We start from the raw sequence: 19,547 nt of genomic DNA, 5'->3' as shown, positions 1-19,547 counted from the left end.
AAACTCACCTTCTTTAAGAAACACAAACAAGGAATCACAAATGCGTTCTGTCATCCTTTTTCAAATGGCATTACAGAAGGACTAAACAACAAAATCAAGGGAATTAAAAGAGTGGCTTATGGGTATCTTAACTTCTATCATTTTCGTTCACGTATTTACATTATTCAAGGTCTTATTTTTTCACAAGAGTAAAGGAGGATATAGCCAACATCTTCGCAGCTACAAAGGCAAATCGGGAATTAGCAGCTGTTTTATAGGGTTAAGTACAGCTGGTTTGACTCGATTTAGGAATGGAATTGGCGCGGGTTTCGCCAAGTCGCTTCCGGCCAGCTGCTCTGATAATTGGCGAAATCTTCATATACTACTACAAAAGCTCAGAACAAAACCAGAAGGTCTCTGATTTTTATTCCAAGCTTTACGATTTTATTCAGTTGTTTATATCACCAACACAATTTGACATAGAACCTTATTTATATTACCTTAGTTTTGAACTAATACTAATCTGAATGTTCTTGCCCCTTTTTTATTCGGATAACTTTCTTCGTTCCAGCTATAGGCTTTACCTTTAGAATATCCAAAAAGAAGGTAAAAATTGGAATCCCCACTATTAATCCCCAAACACCGAAAAGATGTTCACTGACAAGTAAGATGACAAAGGTGTAAAAAATTGGCAAATCAGTTTTACTAGACATAAATTTAGGATTTAGAATATACGACTCAAATAAATGGACGACGATAATAATCAATAATACATAAATCACATCGTTAATCCCACCTTGCGAATAAGCTATAAAACAAAGGGGAATACAAGAAATGATTACCCCGGCAACTGGAATCAGGCTTAAAATGAAAATCATAATCGCTAAACTAGGTAATTGATGAAATCCGATAATAGCAAGAGCTAACGTTGTAATAACTGTATTAACTAAAGCAATGAAAAATTGAGCTTCCATAACAACTCCGAAAGTATTGACAAATTTATCGGCAAAATAATAAACATCTTTAAAATACCAATCAAAATCACTTTTCAAAAATAATTTAGAAAAAGAGGCCATTTGATTTTTTTCAATCATAAAAAAGAAACTTAAGATAAATGAAAAAACAAATGAAATACCAATGCCACCAATATCTTGAATGTAGCGTAGTACAATAGTCGCGCCATTTTGGATTTGGGAAATTAAATTAGTTTTATTTAAGTAAGAGTCAATCAACATCAGAATTTGGTTGTTTTGATCATTAGGATTTTGATAAAAATGCAATACAGAATTATACATTTGAACGGTTTGATTGATGAGAACAGGCACGTACTTCGTGATTGCAAAATAAACTAAAAAGACAATCAAGGCATAGGTAACTATCACGATTATTAATGAAGGAATCTTAAGGAATCGTTGAATATATTTAACTAAATGCAGCGATAGAAAAGTAAAAATAAATGTTAATAAGATAGTCGTAATCATTACTCTTGCAAGATAGAGAACGATAATAATTGAGAATAAAACGAAAAATCGCCTTAAACGTTCATTGTGAATAAATTTCTCATAAATACTCATGATAATAACTCCTTTATTATTGGATAACTAGTAGCTGGATAAGTGCTAGGGCGATTAGCATCATAGCAACTAACCCAGCTACCACTAGATGCCGTTTTTTGTACATCACGATAATAGCAATAAACTCTCTTAAAAATGCATTCGGTAGGAAATAGAAGGCAGTCTTTGCCCCAATACCATCTGCTTTTAAACCAGCTTTCCTAGCGAAAATTCCAGATCGGAAAAGATGGAAATTATTAGTAGTAAAAATTACTTTATAGTTTTTATTATCACTGCTGTTTTCAATAATTTCTTTTGAAAATAGCATATTTTCTAATGTATTTTTCGAATTTGCTTCAACTAAAATGTCTTCATCTGGAATTCCTTTTTCAAGTGCGTAATTTTTCATGGCCACACTTTCTGCCAAATGCTCATCATCTCCTTTACCGCCAGACATAACTAGTTTGAGTGGATGTAAGGTTGCACGTGATTGTGCTTTATAAAACTGAATTGCCTTGTCAATTCTTTTCCCTAATAACGGAGGAACAATTTTTCCATCAATCAAACCTGAGCCTAAAACAATAATAAAGTCTTGCTCATATTTAGGTTTATTAAATTGATAAATAACTGAAATAGTTAAGAAATTATAAAATACAACGAAAAAATAAAGCAACATCATTGGGATGAATAGAAACAGGGTACCAGCCCAATCAGGTAAAAATCTTGCATAAAAAGTACTGATAATTAAAAATATCGTTAAAGCGATTGCTAACAAAAGAGTTAGTAGATTTGCAAAAGAGTGCCCTTCTTTTCTTAATATTGTAAAGCCATTCCAGTATAGAAAGATAATCAGTGCATATAAACCAAAAAGTAATAATAGGATCAATAAAACAGCTAGTGCGCCTAAAATTCCTATTAATAGCCAATTTTGAACTCTGAAAACCAAAAAGGTTAGATAAACTCCACCACTAATCAAAAAAAGGTTAAAAAACAATCCATTGATTAAACGTCTTTTTTCTCTGCGATAGACGAAAAAAAATAACCCGAAAAATGCTAAAGGAATTAAAAAGTAATAAGTTCCTATTTGGAGCTCAAGTAATAGTAAATAAGCTACAAAATTCAAAAAGGTCCAAGCTAAATCGTAAAATTTCCAATCCTTTTGTCCCTTTTTTTCACGCCATTTTGGAATCGAAAATAAACCGACGATATAAATGATTGCCATTAAAACATTTAAATAGATATTCATACAAACGCTCCTTAAAAACAGTTACTTAAAGTATAGCGAATATATAGGAAAAAAAATACTAAAAAGTACGATTTTTAACTTATTAAATGAAACAAAAGAGGAAATTAAGAAAAAAACGATAATGTCATGAAAGGTTACATGGTTTTTTTACTGAAAATTTTGATTGTTTTTTTTAGTATTTTAACTGTAAAGCGAAGATTGATTAGACTTTTTTATAAAAAAATGAGTGAAAAAAATTTTTTTAGTAAGATGACATCAAATCAATAAATTAATATTGAAAAGACTGTAATGGTCATTTGTTCGTGTTTTTAAGATGTTAGTTTGTTTGATAAGATAAGTATTGCATTTGGATTAAAAAAAAATGTGTAAACGTATTTGGAAACCTCATTTAGAAATCGCTTTATTCCAGAGTAATCGCTTTGTAGCAATGTTTTTTAAGAGTTTAATAAAAATATTATACTGACATATCCATGTAAGTTAATATGACCTATATCTTGTGACTACATATTTACATTTAATCGTTATCTAGGTATAATGACAGAAATATAAGGGTTTTTGCTTGTAGTTGAATGGTTAGATTGAGGAGGGAATGTTTTGACAAACAAAAAAGAAGAAACAAAAAAATATTTTGAATTGAATCATAAAAGATATCATTATTATGCTCTTGCTTCATTAGAATCTACAAACGAAAAATACATAAAAAGATTACCATTTAGTATTCGTGTTCTTTTGGAATCTTTATTGCGCCAAGTGAATCAAAATGGAATCACAGAAGCACATATCGAACAGCTTAAAAATTGGACACCAGCCCAAAAAAATGAAGGGGAAGTTCCGTTCAAACCTGCTCGGGTTATCTTGCAAGATTTTACGGGTGTTCCTGCGGTAGTCGATTTAGCTTCTTTAAGAAAGACATTAGCTGATTTGGGTGGGGATCCTACTAAAATTAATCCTGAAGTTCCAGTAGACTTAGTTGTAGATCATTCAGTACAAGTAGATGTCGCTGGTGTTAAACAAGCACTACAATTAAATATGAAGATGGAATTCCAACGCAATCAAGAACGTTATAAATTTCTTAGCTGGGCACAAAAAGTATTTGATAACTATCGTGTTGTACCGCCAGCGACGGGAATCATTCATCAAGTAAATATTGAATATCTTGCTCCAGTAGTTATTCAAAAGGAAATTGATCCTGAAAATGTACTCGTTTTCCCTGATACGGTTGTTGGAACAGATTCTCATACAACAATGGTTAATGCACTGGGTGTATTAGGCTGGGGTGTGGGAGGAATCGAGGCGGAAGCTAGCATGTTAGGAGAACCTTCTTATTTTCCGATTCCAGAAGTCGTTGGGGTTCGTTTAATAAATGAATTATCAAGCGGTGCGACGGCTACAGATTTAGCTTTAAAAGTTACCCAAGTATTAAGAGAACATAAAGTAGTAGGCAAGTTTGTAGAATTTTTTGGTTCAGGATTTTCAAGTCTTAGTTTAGCTGACCGAGCGACGGTAGCCAATATGGCGCCGGAATACGGTGCAACTTGTGGTTTTTTCCCGATAGATGAGGAGACAATTCGTTATTTACGTTTGACGGGTAGAGAAGAAGCGGCGGTTGAAGTTACTGAAAGCTATTTAAAAGAAAATCAATTGTTCTATGATTCGAAAAATGCCCCTGAACCAGAATATACAAATGTAATCGAGATTGATTTAAGTCAAATTGAAGCAAATTTAGCAGGGCCGAAACGTCCTCAAGACTTGATTCCTTTATCAAATATGAAAAAAGCTTTTGAAACTGCGGTGGATGAACCAGAAGGACATCAAGGCTTCGGTCTAACAAAAGAACAAAAAGTCGAAGTTGTTTCACTTGAATTAGATGGCGAAACTTACGAACTGAAGCCAGGAGCAGTTGCAATTGCTGCGATTACGTCTTGTACCAATACGTCAAATCCATTTGTAATGCTAAGTGCAGGTTTAATTGCTAAAAAAGCTTCTTTACTTGGTTTAAAAGTACCGAAATATGTAAAAACTTCATTAGCACCAGGTTCAAAAGTAGTAACGGCTTACTTGAAAAAATCTGGCTTACTTCCTTATTTAGAAAATCTAGGCTTTCATTTAGTAGGTTATGGCTGTACGACATGTATTGGGAATTCTGGTAATTTGAGACCTGAAATGGAAGAGTTGATTCAAAAAACAGATTTGTTAACTGCGGGTGTTTTAAGTGGAAACCGAAACTTTGAAGGTCGAATCCACCCGTTTGTTAAAGCTAATTACCTAGCTTCACCACCATTAGTTGTGCTATACGCATTAACTGGAACTGTTGATTTAGATGTTCTGAATGAGGCGATTGGTTTGTCAAACGAGGGGAACCCCGTCTTCTTCAAAGATTTATGGCCAACAAGAGCTGAAATCGAAGAATTGATTGCTAGTTGCGTGACACCAGAACTTTATCAAGCAGAATATGCACGTGTCTTTACAGATAATGAGGATTGGAATGCCATCGAAACATCTTCTGAACCACTTTACAATTGGGATGAAGAATCTACTTATATTGCGAATCCACCTTATTTCTTGGGAATGAGTAAAGAACGAACGGAAAGAAAACCACTCGAAAAATTGGCTGTTTTAGCAAAATTTGGTGATTCGGTAACAACAGATCATATTTCTCCAGCAGGAAATATTCAAAAAAATAGTCCAGCAGGGCAATATTTGACGGATCATGGCGTTTCTATTCGCGAGTTTAATTCTTATGGGGCTAGACGTGGTCACCATGAAGTAATGATGCGAGGAACATTGGCGAATATTCGGATTAAAAATCAATTAGTGCCAGGCGTTGAAGGTGGCTATACAATCTATGGGCCTGAAAAAGAGCAACTACCTATTTATGAAGCTGCAATGCGTTATCAAGCAGAAGGAACTAAATTAGTGATTTTAGCTGGTGATGATTACGGCATGGGATCTTCTAGAGACTGGGCAGCTAAAGGAGTACAGCTACTAGGTGTTGAAGCAGTTATTGCTAAAAGTTATGAACGGATTCATCGCTCGAATTTAGTAATGATGGGTGTTTTACCACTTCAATTTAAACCGGGAGAAGATGCGGATAGCTTAGGGCTTGATGGGACTGAACGTTTTGATATTGCTATTGACGAGTCAAAAGGGATTCTAGATACAGTGACGGTTGTAGCAACAAAATCAGACGGAGAGCAAGTTTCGTTTGATACAACGCTTCGTTTTGATTCGGCAGTGGATATTACATACTATCAACATGGTGGTATTTTGCCAATGGTTATTCGTAAAAAATTAGCGACTGACTAAGACTTAATTGAAGATTTTTTGATGAGTTTAGCGTTAAGAAAAAGAAGACGAAATTCTATTGAAATTTTATTGGAACAGTCAATTTAAGAGATATAAATTTTCGGGAAATGAATCATGAAGGGGGAAACAGTATGGAAATCCATAAAGGACTTGATGGCGTTATTGTGTCTGAAACCAAAATAAGTTCGATTGTTAATAATCAACTACTATTTGCAGGTTATAACATTGATAACTTAGTTGAAGAAAATATTCCTTTTGAAGAAGTTATCTATTTATTATGGCACTTACATTTACCCAACGAAGAAGAATTAAATGAATTTAAACAGGATTTATACAGCGATATGACTATCTCGGATACAATTATTACGTGTTTAAAAATTCAAACACGTGAAAATCTTCATCCGATGAGTGTCTTACGCTCGACCGTCTCGCTCTTAGGTGTTTTTGATTTATATGCCGAAGAAACAGATGAACAATCTACGTATCACCAAAGTATTGCGCTCCAAGCGAAGATGCCAACGATTATAGCAGCCTATGCACGTTTGAGAAAAGGGTTAGATCCGATTCCACCAAAAGTAGGTCTATCAATTGCTGCGAATTTTCTTTACATGGTCACTGGACAAGAAGCGGATGACATTTATGTAGATGCGATGAATAAAGCGCTAGTTTTACATGCGGATCATGATTTAAATGCTAGTACATTTACAGCGAGAGTTTGTGCTTCTACCTTATCTGATGTTTATTCATGTATTACGGCTGCGATTGGCTCCCTAAAAGGTCCATTACACGGAGGTGCAAACGAAAAAGTTTTTGATATGTTGACTGAAATAAATTCAGGTGATTTGACCGTAGAAGAATACTTAGATGGAAAACTAGATCGTAAAGAAAAAGTGATGGGTTTTGGCCATCGAGTGTATAAAACTGAAGATCCAAGAAAAAAACATTTAGAACAATTAGCAAAAGAACTGACGACGATTACCAATAAAGAGCAATGGTACTTTTTATCTGGGCAAGTAGAACGATATCTGAAAGAGAAAAAAGGCTTGATCCCTAATGTCGATTTCTATTCAGCGACGGTTTATCATTGTTTAGGGATTGATAGTGATTTATTTACGATGCTTTTTGCTATGAGTCGTGTGGCAGGCTGGATTGGTCATATCTATGAACAAAAAGAAGAAGATTGTTTGATTCGTCCTCGTTCCCATTATGTTGGACCAGAAAATATGATTTATGTAAAAAAAACAACCAATAGAAGTACTGGAGGGGCAGAAGCATGACCGTTGGCGAGAAAGTAAAATTTAGTGATGGAAAAATTCAACCAGTTGATTTTCCAATTATTCCTTATATTAAGGGAGATGGAATTGGACCAGAAATTTGGGAAGCAGCTTGTCATGTGTTTGATGCAGCTGTAAAGAAAGTTTATGGATCAACTAAAAAAGTAGTCTGGAAAGAAGTTTTAGCTGGTGAATATGCATTTAATCAAACGGGTGAGTGGTTGCCAAATGAAACAATGGAAGTGATTGACTCTCATTTGGTTGCAATCAAAGGTCCTTTAACAACTCCAATTGGTGGAGGATTTCGTTCGTTGAATGTAACGTTACGCCAAGAATTAGATTTATATATTTGTTACCGGCCAGTTCGTTATTTTGAAGGTGTACCTTCGCCGTTAAAACATCCTGAAGAAACGGATATGATGATATTTAGAGAAAATACGGAAGATATTTATGCGGGGATTGAGTTTTCTGCTGGAAGTACCGAAGCGAAAAAAATCATCGATTATTTAAAAGAAGAATTCGGCGTTGAAAAAATTCGCTTTCCAGAAACCTCTGCAATTGGTATTAAACCTGTTTCTAAAGAAGGAACCGAACGTCTGGTACGTGCTGCAATTGAGCATGCAATCGATAATAAACGGAAATCAGTAACCTTAGTTCATAAAGGAAATATTATGAAATTTACTGAAGGTGGCTTTAAAAAATGGGGCTATGAATTAGCTGAAAGAGAATTTGGAAGCAAAGTTTTTACTTGGGAACAATATCTGAAAATTAAAGATAGCGATGGAAAAGAGCAGGCGGATAAACAGTTAGCAGAAGCTGAGAAACAAGAGAAAGTAATTATCAAAGATCGAATTGCAGATATCTTTTTACAAGATATTTTGTTAAACCCTAGTAAATATGATGTTGTGGCTACCTTGAATTTGAATGGTGACTACATTTCTGACGCTTTAGCTGCTCAAGTTGGGGGTATTGGTATTGCTCCAGGAGCAAATTTGAATTTAGAAACAGGACATGCGATTTTTGAAGCAACACATGGAACAGCTCCAGAATTTGCTGGTCTAAATCAATTAAATCCATCTTCTATTATTTTATCTGGTGTTTTGATGTTTGATTATTTAGAATGGCACGAAGTCGGTCAAGTAATTGTAAAAAGCATTGAAAAAGCGATTAAAAATAAAACGGTGACTAAAGATTTTGCTGACTACATGGAAGGCGCAACTCAATTAAGTTGTTCTGGTTTTGGAGATGAACTTGTTTCCTTGATAGATTCAGAATAATACTATAGTTTAGCTTATGGATAATATAAAAAAAGGACTGTACAAAATTCGAAAGAGTGTAGTGACCCCAAAAAGTTAGACTTTTTATAGAGTGGATTGTCCACTCTATTTTTTACGCAGTTTTTTGATTGAATTCTCGAAATTCTACTGGACTTTTCCAGTTAAGTTTTTCTTTGATCCGGTGATGATTATAATAATAAATGTAGTTCTCAATCGCTTGTCTTAACTCATTCTGACTTTGATAGACTTTTCCATAATACAATTCTTGCTTTAGGATGCTGAAGAAATTCTCCATAGGAGAATTATCCAAACAGGTTGCTTTGCGAGACATACTTTGAAAGATACGATTGTCCTTTAGTTTTTGCACATAGTTATTCATTTGATAAGCCCAGCCTTGATCAGAGTGGAAGGTGCGACGATAAGGACAAGCATTTGTTTTAGATATCGCTTCTTCTAAACCAGCTAGGACTGTTTTACCGTTTGGCTGAGTAGAAAGGCTGTAGCTTAGAATCTCACTGTTATACATATCCATAAATGGATCTAAATATAGCTTTTTCTGACGAAGAATGCCTGCTTTATCTGCTTCAAAGTACTTAAATTCAGTGGTATCTGTAGTGATTTTTTGATAGGGGACAGAAGTGTTGAATCGTCGACGAATCAGATTTTCAGCTACCTTTCCAACTGTTCCCTTGTATGAATTGTACTTTCTAGATTTCTTATTAAAAGCATTGACTTGTAACTGTAACTTTTGAATTAATCGTTGCACTTTCTTTTTATTTACTTGAAATCCACGTCGTTTCAATTCTTGCGTCATTCTTCTATAGCCATAATGTTGATGCTCTTTACGAATCGCCTGAATTTCTTCTTCAATCATTTGTGTTGAATTTGTTCTGTCTAAACGTTTTTGCCAGTACATGTATGTGGCTTTTGGAAACCTTAGGGTTTCCAGAATATCTTTTAATCGAAAGTGTCCTCGGAGGCTATGAATGATTCGTGCGATTCTTTCATTTTTTGTTCGTCCTCTAAACGTAGCCTCCTCAATTCTTTTAAATAGGCATTCTCAATTTTTAACATTCTATTTTCTTTTTCTAGTTTCTCTAATTGAGAGTGTTTATTTGGGAATGGCTGAGTTTCATTGGGTTTCTTCTTAGGCATTGTGGGTGGACGTCCTTTCTGTTTAGAAAGTCCATCTATACCAAGCTTACGATACGTTCTAAGCCAATTAGCAATCAATGGTGGATTGTTCATTTTGAGAAGATTGGCTACTTCTTGATAGGACAACTCTGTAGTTAAATACAACTCTATCGCATCTAACTTAAATTGAACAGAGTAATTCTTATTTTTTCGACTACGAAGTAGTCCCTCTTCACCCAATTCTTTATAGGCATTAATCCATTTTCTTATTTGAGAATTATCTTTAAAACCATACTTTTTTGCGATAAATGGTGTACCTCCTTGACCAGATAAGTAGTCACGGACAACTTTAAGTTTAAATTCAAATGTGTGTTTTGCCATGCAAAAAAACCTCCAAAAGTTAGATTTTCAGGTCTAACTTTTGGGGGTCGGTACAGAGATTTGTACAGTCCTTTTTAATTAAGATTGTAATAAAAAACCTCTGACGAAAAATCGTCAGAGGTTGAATGAACGAAAGTTAATTACGCTTTGTTAACGTTAGTAGCTTGTGGTCCACGTTGTCCGTCTTCAACATCGAAAGTCACTGCTTGACCTTCTTCTAAAGTTTTGAATCCGTCGCCTTGGATAGCTGAGAAATGTACGAATACATCGTTACCGTTTTCTGCAGTGATAAATCCAAAACCTTTGTCTGAGTTAAACCATTTTACTGTACCTGTTTCCATAATAAAAATCCTCCTTGTGTATATACACATATTTTGCAATTACTTGAAAGGTGAAAATGTGGAAGATGTTTATTTGAAACAGCTACACATATATTACCGAACAAAAACTACATTTATAACTATAGCATATTTTCTTTGATTTGCCTAGTATTAACCAATACAAATTATAAAAAATTGTTAAGGATAAAAGATTATTTGTTATAAAAAATATATTTGTGTTATAGTATAAGAGTATTGAGCATTAAATATGAAAGTAATAGATTAGATTATATTGTAGAAATCTATTCCGAAGGCGCAACCTTGGAGTTGCATAGATTTGAAAGTAGGAAGGGTTCAGATTGTATAGATGAGAATAGTTTGATTTATACTAATAGATAGTTTTACTTGTTTTATAGCTAACAAAATATTTAATAACTTAATTAAAGAGCCATTCAAAAGATAATTTTTGAATGGCTCTTGTCCATTAGATGAGTTAATAGCGTAAAATAGCAACTAATGATTTTTCATCGGGGGCTAATTTTTGGTCAAGAACAAAAACCTTTCCACCTTTTTCAATTACAGTGTAAGCAATATTATTTAGTAATTTTCGACGATCAAACTCTTCAGAAGACATCAGGTCGGTTTCTTTAACTAAATTAGAGGTTGGAATGAAAAAGTGGGATAGACGGCCATCATTTGCAGCAGGGATAATGTCAATCAATTGATCAACAAATTTCTTATCAAGTAATTTGTTATAGCTTTTTGTTTCTATCTGTTCTAATTGCTCGTTTATTTTTTTTGCGCCATTTTCAATTTCAGTTAAAGTAGCTTGAGCAGGAGAGGCAGTAAAACTAGTGCTGCTATCAAAATAAGGGTTCTTAGCAATTTTTTTAAAGAATGTTTGGTTTTCACTTAAAGCATATAAACGAATAGGTAGTTTTTCGGGGTTTTCAAACTGTTCTTTGAAGTAGTTATCAATTGCTTGATAATAGTTGGTCCAATCAATTTCGACTTCTTCGTCTTTTGTATTGACACCATGATAAGCAATTCCTTCTTTAGAACCGCTATTAGAACCACTGCCACCTTGAGTTGTATAATTCAAACTGCTACTAGTTAGTTCATCGCCTAACGCCTTGACTAAAGTTGTCGGAGCGTTTTCAGGTAATGGTTTCGGAATAGCGTTTATGCCATCTACCTCATAAAGTTGCATAGAATCTCTGTTTAAAGCTAGTAAATAATAATGGTAATTAAATTGATTATTTTTGATGATACCTAATAAATAAGGACGATCTCCAACGTAATATTGGTCTTCAATAGGGACATGTAATCGTTTGATATACGTATCCGTTTCAGTTAAAATAATCGTCACACTTTTAGTCGCTCTACGCCAAAAACTTGCTGTATTTAATAATTCATCAATTTTTTCTTGGAAAGGAGCCCAAGCAAGATCGGGATATTTTTTTTCAAAGCGACTTTTCGCTGACTTTGCCATATTTTTTAGTGCAAGCACATCTTGGTTAATATCTTGATGGGCAATATGTGTTGTTAAGACAAAGGTGACGAAGGGACCATGGATATTTTCAGAGAACAGGATAGATAGAATATCTTTTTCTTGATTTGTCATAGTAAATCCTCCTAAATTCATTAATATCTTCTTTAGATTTAGTGTAGCACACACTAAAAAAACAAGAAAATGATATGATTTTAGAAGGACTTAAAAGATTATTAATGCTTTCTCATAAAAAGTTTACCATATACATATAAGCTGTTCATTTATTTTTTATTTAGATGCTGTATAATTATTTTATGCCAATTATCCCGAATTGGTTTTTCATACTTACTCCTACCAAGAGTAAATAACAACCTTCATTTCCACCACTTGCGACGGCTGTGGTGGTTTTTTATTGTCAAAATAAACTTTATAACGCTTCAATAAATCGATTTGTTCTAAGTAAACGATTTTCCAGATTTTCTCCAAGTCGAATCGCGGCTTTTTTTCCTTGGCTATAATATTTGTATCTGATAGTATCTGCATTCTTCTTGGCTGAAATAAAAGAGACGCCGAAGTGAGCCTGCATGGTTTGAACTAGGCGGACATAAAGGGCGCTTTCTGAGATTCCATAATGTGTAGAAAGTTGAGGTAGATTCCATCCTTCTTTTAGTAAACGAAATAAAACAACGTCAGGAATTAAAATAGCAGAAGCACCAATATTTGCTTGAAATTCGCAAATCATTTCGTTTTTAGAATAGCTGAGATTTTCTTCTGTATCAGTAAAGATTTGATTCTCCTCATCAATATGATATAAAAAATGAATCATTTCGTGACTAATGGTAAAATTTATCCTTTTTGCTGTCATGTTTTGGTTGTATCCAATGGTTGTTTCAGCACCATCTTGAACAATCATGCCAGAAATTCGATTTTTTGCAACTCCCTCAAAAGGAAATCCACGAATAGCAACGCCTTTTTCTTCAATACATTCCCAAACAACGGCAGAGTCATATTCTTTATAGCAAATATTTTTAGCGACCATAATGGCTGAAATATAATCATTTATTTGTTCAGAAAAATTAATATACTCCTCAATTTGTTCGTACATATACTAATCACGCCTTGTCATCTTGTTTTAAGTCACGTTCTCTTTCGATTTCAGATTTTCTAAAACGAAGAAAACGATCCACTTCATCTTTTAGTTCATTTACTTCATCTGAGGATAAACCATTAGTATCCATACGAAACATAATTTGAGTGGATAATTGTTCATCATTTTTTTCATTTGGATGTGAAGTCAAATTCCTTCCTAAAAGATAATCCGTTGAGACGTTAAAATAGTCAGCAACTTTTTGAATATTTTCAACTTTTGGAGAAGACTGATCCCAGCGACGAATTTGGCCGTTTGAAATTCCGACACTTCTTTCAATTTCAGCGAAAGTAATATTTTTCTTGTCTGCTAATTCCTTTATTCTCTGTGTTAGTCCCATTTTTTTCAACCTTTCATAAAAAAATAAGTAACTTAAAATAGTTTAAAAGTTATTTAAGTGTTGACAAATAGCTTTTAAGCTATTATCATTTAATTAATGATTCTTATTTCATACTTTTACTTTTTAAAAACGAATTAGTAACGAATTAATTATCATTTAGTAATGCTTTACTTTGGAAATTTGCTATTTTGTTAAGATTCAATCGTTTAATTTCTTTTAAGTATCTGATATTAAAGGAATTGAAGTTATTAATGATACCTTCATGATAGCGTAAAAGCTATTTGAAGTCAATTGCTGTTAGCGAATTTGCTCAAATAGAATGAATATAAAACACAACAATTTATTAGTTAGGAAAAAAGGAGTGAAAAAATGAATTTACTATTGATCGAATTTGATCGTAAGGCAACAAAAAAGAAAGCGCATCAACTGTTAAGTAATTATCGAACGCTGATCAGAATAGCTGCAGAAAGTGATATGTCTGAAATGGCATCAAATTATCTATTTGAAGTAGAAGAAGAAAAAGAAAATCTTGATTTTCTTGTCACTAAAACTGATGATATGAATCGCAGTCTATTAGCGAAATATGAAATTATAAAAATTCGAGAAGGGATTAATCGACTTGATGAGCATAGTCGCCAAATTATATATGATAAATATATAGATATAGATAGACCAACCAATATTTCGATTTTTATGAAATATCATATCAGTGAGAGTACATTTTATCGTGATTTGGAAAAAGCGACTATTTGCTTTGCAGAAGCGTATAACAATGGCGAATTAATAGTTGAAAAATAAAAATTGCTCATCATAAATATAGAATTAATTACATGAAACTAAAAAATGTTTTGAAAAATTCCGAAGTATAAATAATTTTGGACAGACCTTAGTTACCTTGTATAGAGGGTGGAACTAGCAACCTTGAGTTTTCTAAGCCGATTATTTTGAACTGTTATGCAATAGTAGATAGAAAATTGTTCATATTTAGTCTTAAATAAAGAATAACTGTACTAAAAAATGTCTTTTTCTGTTATACTTTTAAAAGAAGAAGTTGGTTCGATTTAAGCTGTTTAATTTAATAATAGGACAAAACTTAACAAGTAATACAGCAAGTCATTCATGAATACACTATAGTTATTATTGTTAGTTGTAAAAGTGGGATGATTTTATTTTCAAATAATAGTGATTAGAGAAGCATAGGAGGGGCTTATGGCTACAAAACATGATCAAATCATAAAATATATAGAAGAATTACCAATTGGAGATCGAATTTCAGTTAGAAGTATTGCAAAAAATTTAGGTGTTAGTGAAGGAACAGCATACCGAGCAATCAAAGATGCTGAAAATATTGGTTTAGTCTCTACGATTCAACGAGTTGGAACGATTCGAATTGAACGAAAATTAAAAAAACATATAGAAAAATTATCTTTTGGCGAAGTTGTTCGAATTATCGAAGGAGATGTGCTAGGCGGTGCAAACGGTTTAGATAAAGTATTAAACAAGTTTGTGATTGGTGCGATGACTGAAAAAGCAATGATTCGTTACATTACACCTGGTTCATTAATGATTGTCGGGAATCGTCAAGGAGCTCAAAAATTGGCTTTAGAAAATGGCGCAGCTGTTTTGATTACCGGGGGATTCGATGCTGAAGAAGAAATTGCTCGTTTGGCTGATGAACTTGAAATGCCCGTTTTAAGAACAACCTACGATACCTTTACAGTAGCAACTATGATCAACCGTGCATTAAGCGATCAATTGATCAAAAAAGATATCATGTTAGTGAGTGATATTTATACAACTTTAGAAAAAACAAATTATTTATTTTCAACGGATACGATTGAAGCATACCATGAATTAGCAGAACAAACTCGTCATTCTCGTTTTCCAGTGGTAAATAAGAATTTACGCTTGGTCGGTATTGTTACTGCAAAAGATATTCTCGGAAAATCCAATCTTTTAACAATGGATAAAGTGATGACGAAAGATCCAATTGTTGTTAAGAAAATGATGAGTGTTGCCAGTGTTAGTCATCAAATGATTTGGGATGGATTAGAAGTGATGCCGGTGGTTGAAGATGACCTTTCTTTGGTAGGATTTGTGTCAAGGCAGGATGTAATGAAAGCAATGCAGCTTGTTCAACGTCAACCGCAAATCGCTGATACAATTTCGGATCAAATTTCAGGCGAAGTGATGCCAGTTGAAGAACAAAAAGAAGGGGCAAAAAGTGATGAACCATCATTTAAATTTTCTGTAGCTCCTCAAATGGTTAACAGTGTAGGAACTATTTCATTTGGTGTTTTAAGTGAAATCATTTCTAATGTAACCCAACGGACGATGATCGTACATCAACGACGAAATGTGTTAATCGAGCAAATGAATCTTCATTATTTGCGTCTGATTCAATTAGAAAGTGAATTGGATATTCGACCGAAAATTTTAGAGATAGGCAGGCGTTCTGCAAAATTAGATGTTGAAGTTTATCTTGAAAATGCAATTGTGGCTAAAGCGATTGTGGTTTGTCAAGTAATGGAACGGACATAGGAGGAAATAGTAGTGAACATAGTGAAGGAAATTATAAAAACAATCGAGCAATATGACCGAATCATTATTCATCGTCATCAGCGTCCTGATCCAGATGCTCTGGGTTCACAAGTTGGTTTAGCTGAAATATTACGAGCTAGTTTTCCAAAAAAAGAAATCTTTCAAGTAGGTGGACCTGTTGAAGGATTAGAGTTTTTAGCTGAGATGCAAGAAATTCCTGATCATTTTTATAAAGGAGCACTTGTTATTGCAACAGATACGGCAAATGCCCCTCGAATTAGTGATGATCGTTATAAATTAGGAGCTAAATTAATTAAAATTGATCATCATCCTGACGACGAGCCTTATGGTGATCTTTCTTGGGTCAACACAGAAGCAAGCAGCTGTAGTGAAATGATTGCTGATATGTTTTTATATCATCAAGAGATATTAATCTTAACTGATAATGCGGCACGTTTATTGTATGGCGGAATCGTTGGTGATACAGGTCGTTTCTTATATCCAGCTACGACTTCAAGAACATTAGAAATCGCGTCTAAATTAAGAATGTATAATTTTGATGCAACAGAATTGAATCGTCAATTGGAACAAATGACGATGAATGTTGCAAAATTGGCTGGCTATGTTTATCAAAATGTTGTTGTAGAAGCAGATGGTTCAGCGAGCGTATTATTGCCACAGTCGCTTTTACAAGAATATCAATTAACGGATGCTGAAACGGCTGCGATTGTTTCACTTCCAGGTCAAATCGATCAAATTCTAGCATGGGGAATCTTTGTGGAACAACCTGAAGGCTATTATCGTGTTCGTTTACGCTCAAAAGGACCAGTTATTAATGAAATTGCCAAACGACATCATGGTGGTGGTCATCCTTTAGCGAGTGGGGCAAATGCGAAAAATATGGAAGAAATCGCGCAAATTTATCAAGAAATCCGTGAAGCATGCCAAAATTATCAAAAAAATAAATAAAAGTTGATTTGAATGATTCTTTTCTGATAAATTAAAGTTAAAAAAGATTATAGAATTAAGAAAACTAGTGAAATTTTGAGGAAGTTGGGACAAAAGTGAAAATCACTTTTGTTTTATCTTTTAAAACCGAACAAACGGCATAAAACAATCAGAATCTCGGCAATTTCCTAATCAGCATTCATTGCAAAAAAGCGCAATAACTGCTGATTCGTCCAATTGCTCAATTCTAAGCGATTGTTTTATGACCTGATAAACGGTGGTGCAAAAGTGGCTCTTTCGGAAATAAGCTGAAATTTACCAAAAATTTAAAGAACAATTTTCGGAAATTCCTTCTTATTGCGATAACTCACGAAGAACGTAGTGATTCGATGATGCATCGTACCTACTTGGTTCTCAGAGCTAATCACTTTTGTCCCAACCTCCTTTTCTTTCATTTGAAAGTACGGTAAAATGAATAGAAGTGGTCAAAAAGACAGTTGGTCTTGAAGTAGAAATCAAGTATTTTTATTTCCCTCTATAGACAAAAAAGGAGAATCAATTAAGCATGGAAAAATTACCAAGTTGTCCTGAATGTAATTCGGAATATACATATGAAGATCGAGGGATGATTATTTGCCCTGAATGTGGACATGAGTGGTCACCGTCAGAAGTAGCAGAAGAAAGCGTAGAAATCATTAAAGATTCAAATGGCAATGTTTTAGCCGATGGCGATAATGTGACTGTGATTAAAGACTTGAAAGTCAAAGGAGCAAGCGGTGCAATCAAGCAAGGAACGAAAGTTAAAGGCATTCGCTTAGTTCTAGATTCAGCTGATGGTCATAATATTGATTGTAAAGTTGAAGGCTTTGGCCCGATGAAACTAAAATCAGAATTTGTGAAAAAGAACTAGAAAGATAGTTTTTTATAAATTTTACCGAGTGATTAGATGAGAAATCTATTGCTCGGCTTTTTTGTATAATAAAACTAGATTTTCTGCATTACTGAAAAAGAAAATCAGCTGTGCGTTGAAATAATTTACCTTTTGATATTAAAAATGGTCAAACGAATTGTAAATTTATCCATTTCTATGCTATAACAAAACCGTAAAGAGGATATGCGCTAACATATCCTCTTCGGCAGAGCCGTTTAAGACGGTAACTAGACTAAATTATTTTTTGTCTTTAAGCAAGTCCACAATCAGTTTGATCAAAGCAATGATAAATATACCAAAACTTATAATCAACTGAATTGTTTCCAATGCGGACAAAAGGCATTCTTCTCTTGCTGAGAAACACAGTGAATGATTTTATGAACTGATGTTGAACAGTACAAGGCGACTTTAGGAGCGTTGCTTCCTCCGTATTTTCAGCACTTATATTCATAAGCACCACCACCTTTCAGAAGTAGCCACCGTCATAACTTCTCTGTTATTTTATTGTATTATATTAATTAATTAGAGTGTTGTTTTTACGTCTTTTTGTTTTTAATTAATTATAAAATGATTGTTTTTCAGTGATCACACAAATCTTTTTATTTAAAATTTGCAATATATTTTCCGTATCAGCAATGTAGCTCTGATATATTTTTGCGTAAGCATAGTATTCTCGGATAATTTTCTTTTTATTGACCGGGATACTTCGATCACCGAAAAAATCATTTAACAATGATAGTGGTTTTTCCCATGACTGTAATCTCTCTAGAGCCTCTTTTAAATCTAAAATATCCTGATAAGGAATTGCTTTAATACATTTTACTGGTTTTTCCATAAGAAATCTTCCTTTCCTTTGTGCAAAATTAATTTGTGAAACATACAAAAAAACGATACAAGTAGCATAAAACTACCAATATCGTTTCCGTTACGAGAGAAGTTTAGCAAATTGACCGAAAAATAACAATCATGTCTAGAAATTCAGACAGAAGTTCGGTACAATAAAGAAGCTAGAACTTCGGAACTAGCAATGGGCAACTTGTATAGATAGTGTGTGCTGTCTATGCAGGGCTTTATCAATCGGTTGGCGCCAATTGATAGAGTGCCTATTTTTTTGTTTTTTTATACAATGTGCAAAATATCACCTCTAATCTAAATATAGTAGAATAGAAAAAACGGTATCAGTTTTCACCGATACCGTTGACAATAGTTCAACAAATAGACTTGTCTTTTGCAACTAAAAAGTTAGCTACAATAAAACAAGCGAGTTTGTTTCCTCACTATTGGCAATTTGTTTCGGCAGTGTGTGCTGTCATTACAATACTTTTATTCATTTGATTGGCGGTCAAATGGAAAAGTGCCAATGATTATTTAATTATTCTTGAAGCAGATTTTCCGCTCTATTTTTTCTATTCTACACACTAAGTATACCGAATGAAATAACGTTTCTCAACGGGAACAGTTGAAATTTTCTAAACTTTATTTTCGTGGAAAAACGCAAATAATGCGTAACAAATAAAAATAGTAAGCAAGAATTCTATCTTTAGTATTTTTAAACATCACTCACATAAAAATTACAATTGTTCATATCTTGTTCAACCCCACCAATTTGGAACGAGTTCATCTAATGTGACTATTTCCTTTGTTTGATAGTCGACCATAATCTGAGTATCATTATATC

The 19,547-nt window shown here is 33.7% G+C and carries 16 protein-coding genes and 1 pseudogene; 8 read left to right on the top strand and 9 right to left on the bottom strand.

Annotation, left to right across the window (positions count from 1 at the left end; all coding sequences use genetic code 11):
- Positions 1-192, top strand: a 192-nt coding sequence (locus tag ACYSNW_RS17475; protein WP_461746632.1) for a transposase, incomplete at its 5' end; no start/stop codon positions are given.
- A 305-nt stretch (positions 193-497) separates the two neighbouring features.
- Here ACYSNW_RS17475 and ACYSNW_RS17470 read toward each other — a convergent pair.
- Positions 498-1,553, bottom strand: a complete 1,056-nt coding sequence (locus ACYSNW_RS17470; RefSeq protein ID WP_461746702.1) for an AI-2E family transporter — start codon at positions 1,551-1,553, stop codon at positions 498-500.
- A gap of 16 nt (positions 1,554-1,569) precedes the next feature.
- Positions 1,570-2,778 carry a YdcF family protein gene (locus ACYSNW_RS17465; RefSeq protein WP_461746700.1) on the bottom strand — a complete coding sequence of 403 codons (1,209 nt, stop codon included), beginning with the start codon at positions 2,776-2,778 and terminating at the stop codon, positions 1,570-1,572.
- A 594-nt stretch (positions 2,779-3,372) separates the two neighbouring features.
- Between ACYSNW_RS17465 and acnA the strand changes: the two genes are divergently transcribed.
- From acnA to icd, 3 genes are all read left to right on the top strand, one after another.
- A complete protein-coding gene (gene acnA, locus ACYSNW_RS17460) occupies positions 3,373-6,084 on the top strand; it encodes an aconitate hydratase AcnA (RefSeq protein ID WP_461746698.1) in 2,712 nt (903 codons plus the stop codon).
- 131 nt (positions 6,085-6,215) lie between these two features.
- The gene (locus ACYSNW_RS17455; protein ID WP_461746696.1) at positions 6,216-7,361 is read left to right on the top strand and encodes a citrate synthase; all 1,146 of its coding nucleotides are present in this window, start codon (positions 6,216-6,218) and stop codon (positions 7,359-7,361) included.
- Complete coding sequence (gene icd, locus ACYSNW_RS17450) at positions 7,358-8,635, top strand: NADP-dependent isocitrate dehydrogenase (RefSeq protein WP_461746694.1); 1,278 nt, start codon at positions 7,358-7,360, stop codon at positions 8,633-8,635. Before ACYSNW_RS17455 ends, icd begins: the two co-directional genes overlap by 4 nt.
- Positions 8,636-8,747: 112 nt before the next feature.
- Here the strand turns inward: icd and ACYSNW_RS17445 are convergent.
- From ACYSNW_RS17445 to ACYSNW_RS17425, 5 genes and pseudogenes are all read right to left on the bottom strand, one after another.
- Positions 8,748-10,150 (bottom strand): annotated as a pseudogene (locus ACYSNW_RS17445) (IS3 family transposase).
- Positions 10,151-10,290: 140 nt separating this feature from the next.
- Entirely contained in the window at positions 10,291-10,491 is a 201-nt protein-coding gene (locus ACYSNW_RS17440) for a cold-shock protein (protein ID WP_069698145.1), read from the bottom strand.
- 472 nt (positions 10,492-10,963) lie between these two features.
- Positions 10,964-12,094: a baeRF6 domain-containing protein gene (locus ACYSNW_RS17435; RefSeq protein ID WP_461746692.1), complete on the bottom strand. Its 1,131-nt coding sequence runs from the start codon at positions 12,092-12,094 to the stop codon at positions 10,964-10,966.
- A gap of 295 nt (positions 12,095-12,389) precedes the next feature.
- Positions 12,390-13,067 (bottom strand): ImmA/IrrE family metallo-endopeptidase, encoded by a 678-nt coding sequence (locus ACYSNW_RS17430; protein ID WP_461746690.1) that lies wholly within the window; start codon positions 13,065-13,067, stop codon positions 12,390-12,392.
- A gap of 7 nt (positions 13,068-13,074) precedes the next feature.
- Entirely contained in the window at positions 13,075-13,449 is a 375-nt protein-coding gene (locus ACYSNW_RS17425; protein ID WP_461746688.1) for a helix-turn-helix domain-containing protein, read from the bottom strand.
- A 369-nt stretch (positions 13,450-13,818) separates the two neighbouring features.
- Between ACYSNW_RS17425 and ACYSNW_RS17420 the strand changes: the two genes are divergently transcribed.
- The 4 genes from ACYSNW_RS17420 to ACYSNW_RS17405 all read left to right on the top strand — a co-directional run bounded on the left by ACYSNW_RS17420 (position 13,819) and on the right by ACYSNW_RS17405 (position 17,848).
- Positions 13,819-14,247 carry an ArpU family phage packaging/lysis transcriptional regulator gene (locus tag ACYSNW_RS17420; protein WP_461746686.1) on the top strand — a complete coding sequence of 143 codons (429 nt, stop codon included), beginning with the start codon at positions 13,819-13,821 and terminating at the stop codon, positions 14,245-14,247.
- A gap of 411 nt (positions 14,248-14,658) precedes the next feature.
- Entirely contained in the window at positions 14,659-15,990 is a 1,332-nt protein-coding gene (locus tag ACYSNW_RS17415; protein ID WP_461746684.1) for a DRTGG domain-containing protein, read from the top strand.
- A 12-nt stretch (positions 15,991-16,002) separates the two neighbouring features.
- Positions 16,003-16,959 (top strand): DHH family phosphoesterase, encoded by a 957-nt coding sequence (locus ACYSNW_RS17410; RefSeq protein ID WP_461746682.1) that lies wholly within the window; start codon positions 16,003-16,005, stop codon positions 16,957-16,959.
- A gap of 544 nt (positions 16,960-17,503) precedes the next feature.
- Positions 17,504-17,848, top strand: coding sequence for a zinc ribbon domain-containing protein YjdM (locus ACYSNW_RS17405; protein WP_461746680.1), 345 nt, complete (start codon positions 17,504-17,506; stop codon positions 17,846-17,848).
- Between the two features lie 258 nt (positions 17,849-18,106).
- Here the strand turns inward: ACYSNW_RS17405 and ACYSNW_RS17400 are convergent, their stop codons facing one another.
- Together ACYSNW_RS17400 and ACYSNW_RS17395 are read right to left on the bottom strand one after the other, a co-directional pair.
- Positions 18,107-18,196 carry a putative holin-like toxin gene (locus ACYSNW_RS17400; RefSeq protein WP_461746706.1) on the bottom strand — a complete coding sequence of 30 codons (90 nt, stop codon included), beginning with the start codon at positions 18,194-18,196 and terminating at the stop codon, positions 18,107-18,109.
- 229 nt (positions 18,197-18,425) lie between these two features.
- Positions 18,426-18,704 carry a hypothetical protein gene (locus ACYSNW_RS17395; RefSeq protein ID WP_461746678.1) on the bottom strand — a complete coding sequence of 93 codons (279 nt, stop codon included), beginning with the start codon at positions 18,702-18,704 and terminating at the stop codon, positions 18,426-18,428.
- Positions 18,705-19,547 lie beyond the last annotated feature (843 nt).

The organism is Enterococcus sp. LJL99, assembly GCF_054871725.1.
Note: the sequence above shows the minus strand (reverse complement) of the source record. Positions and strands in the feature narration are given on the sequence as shown.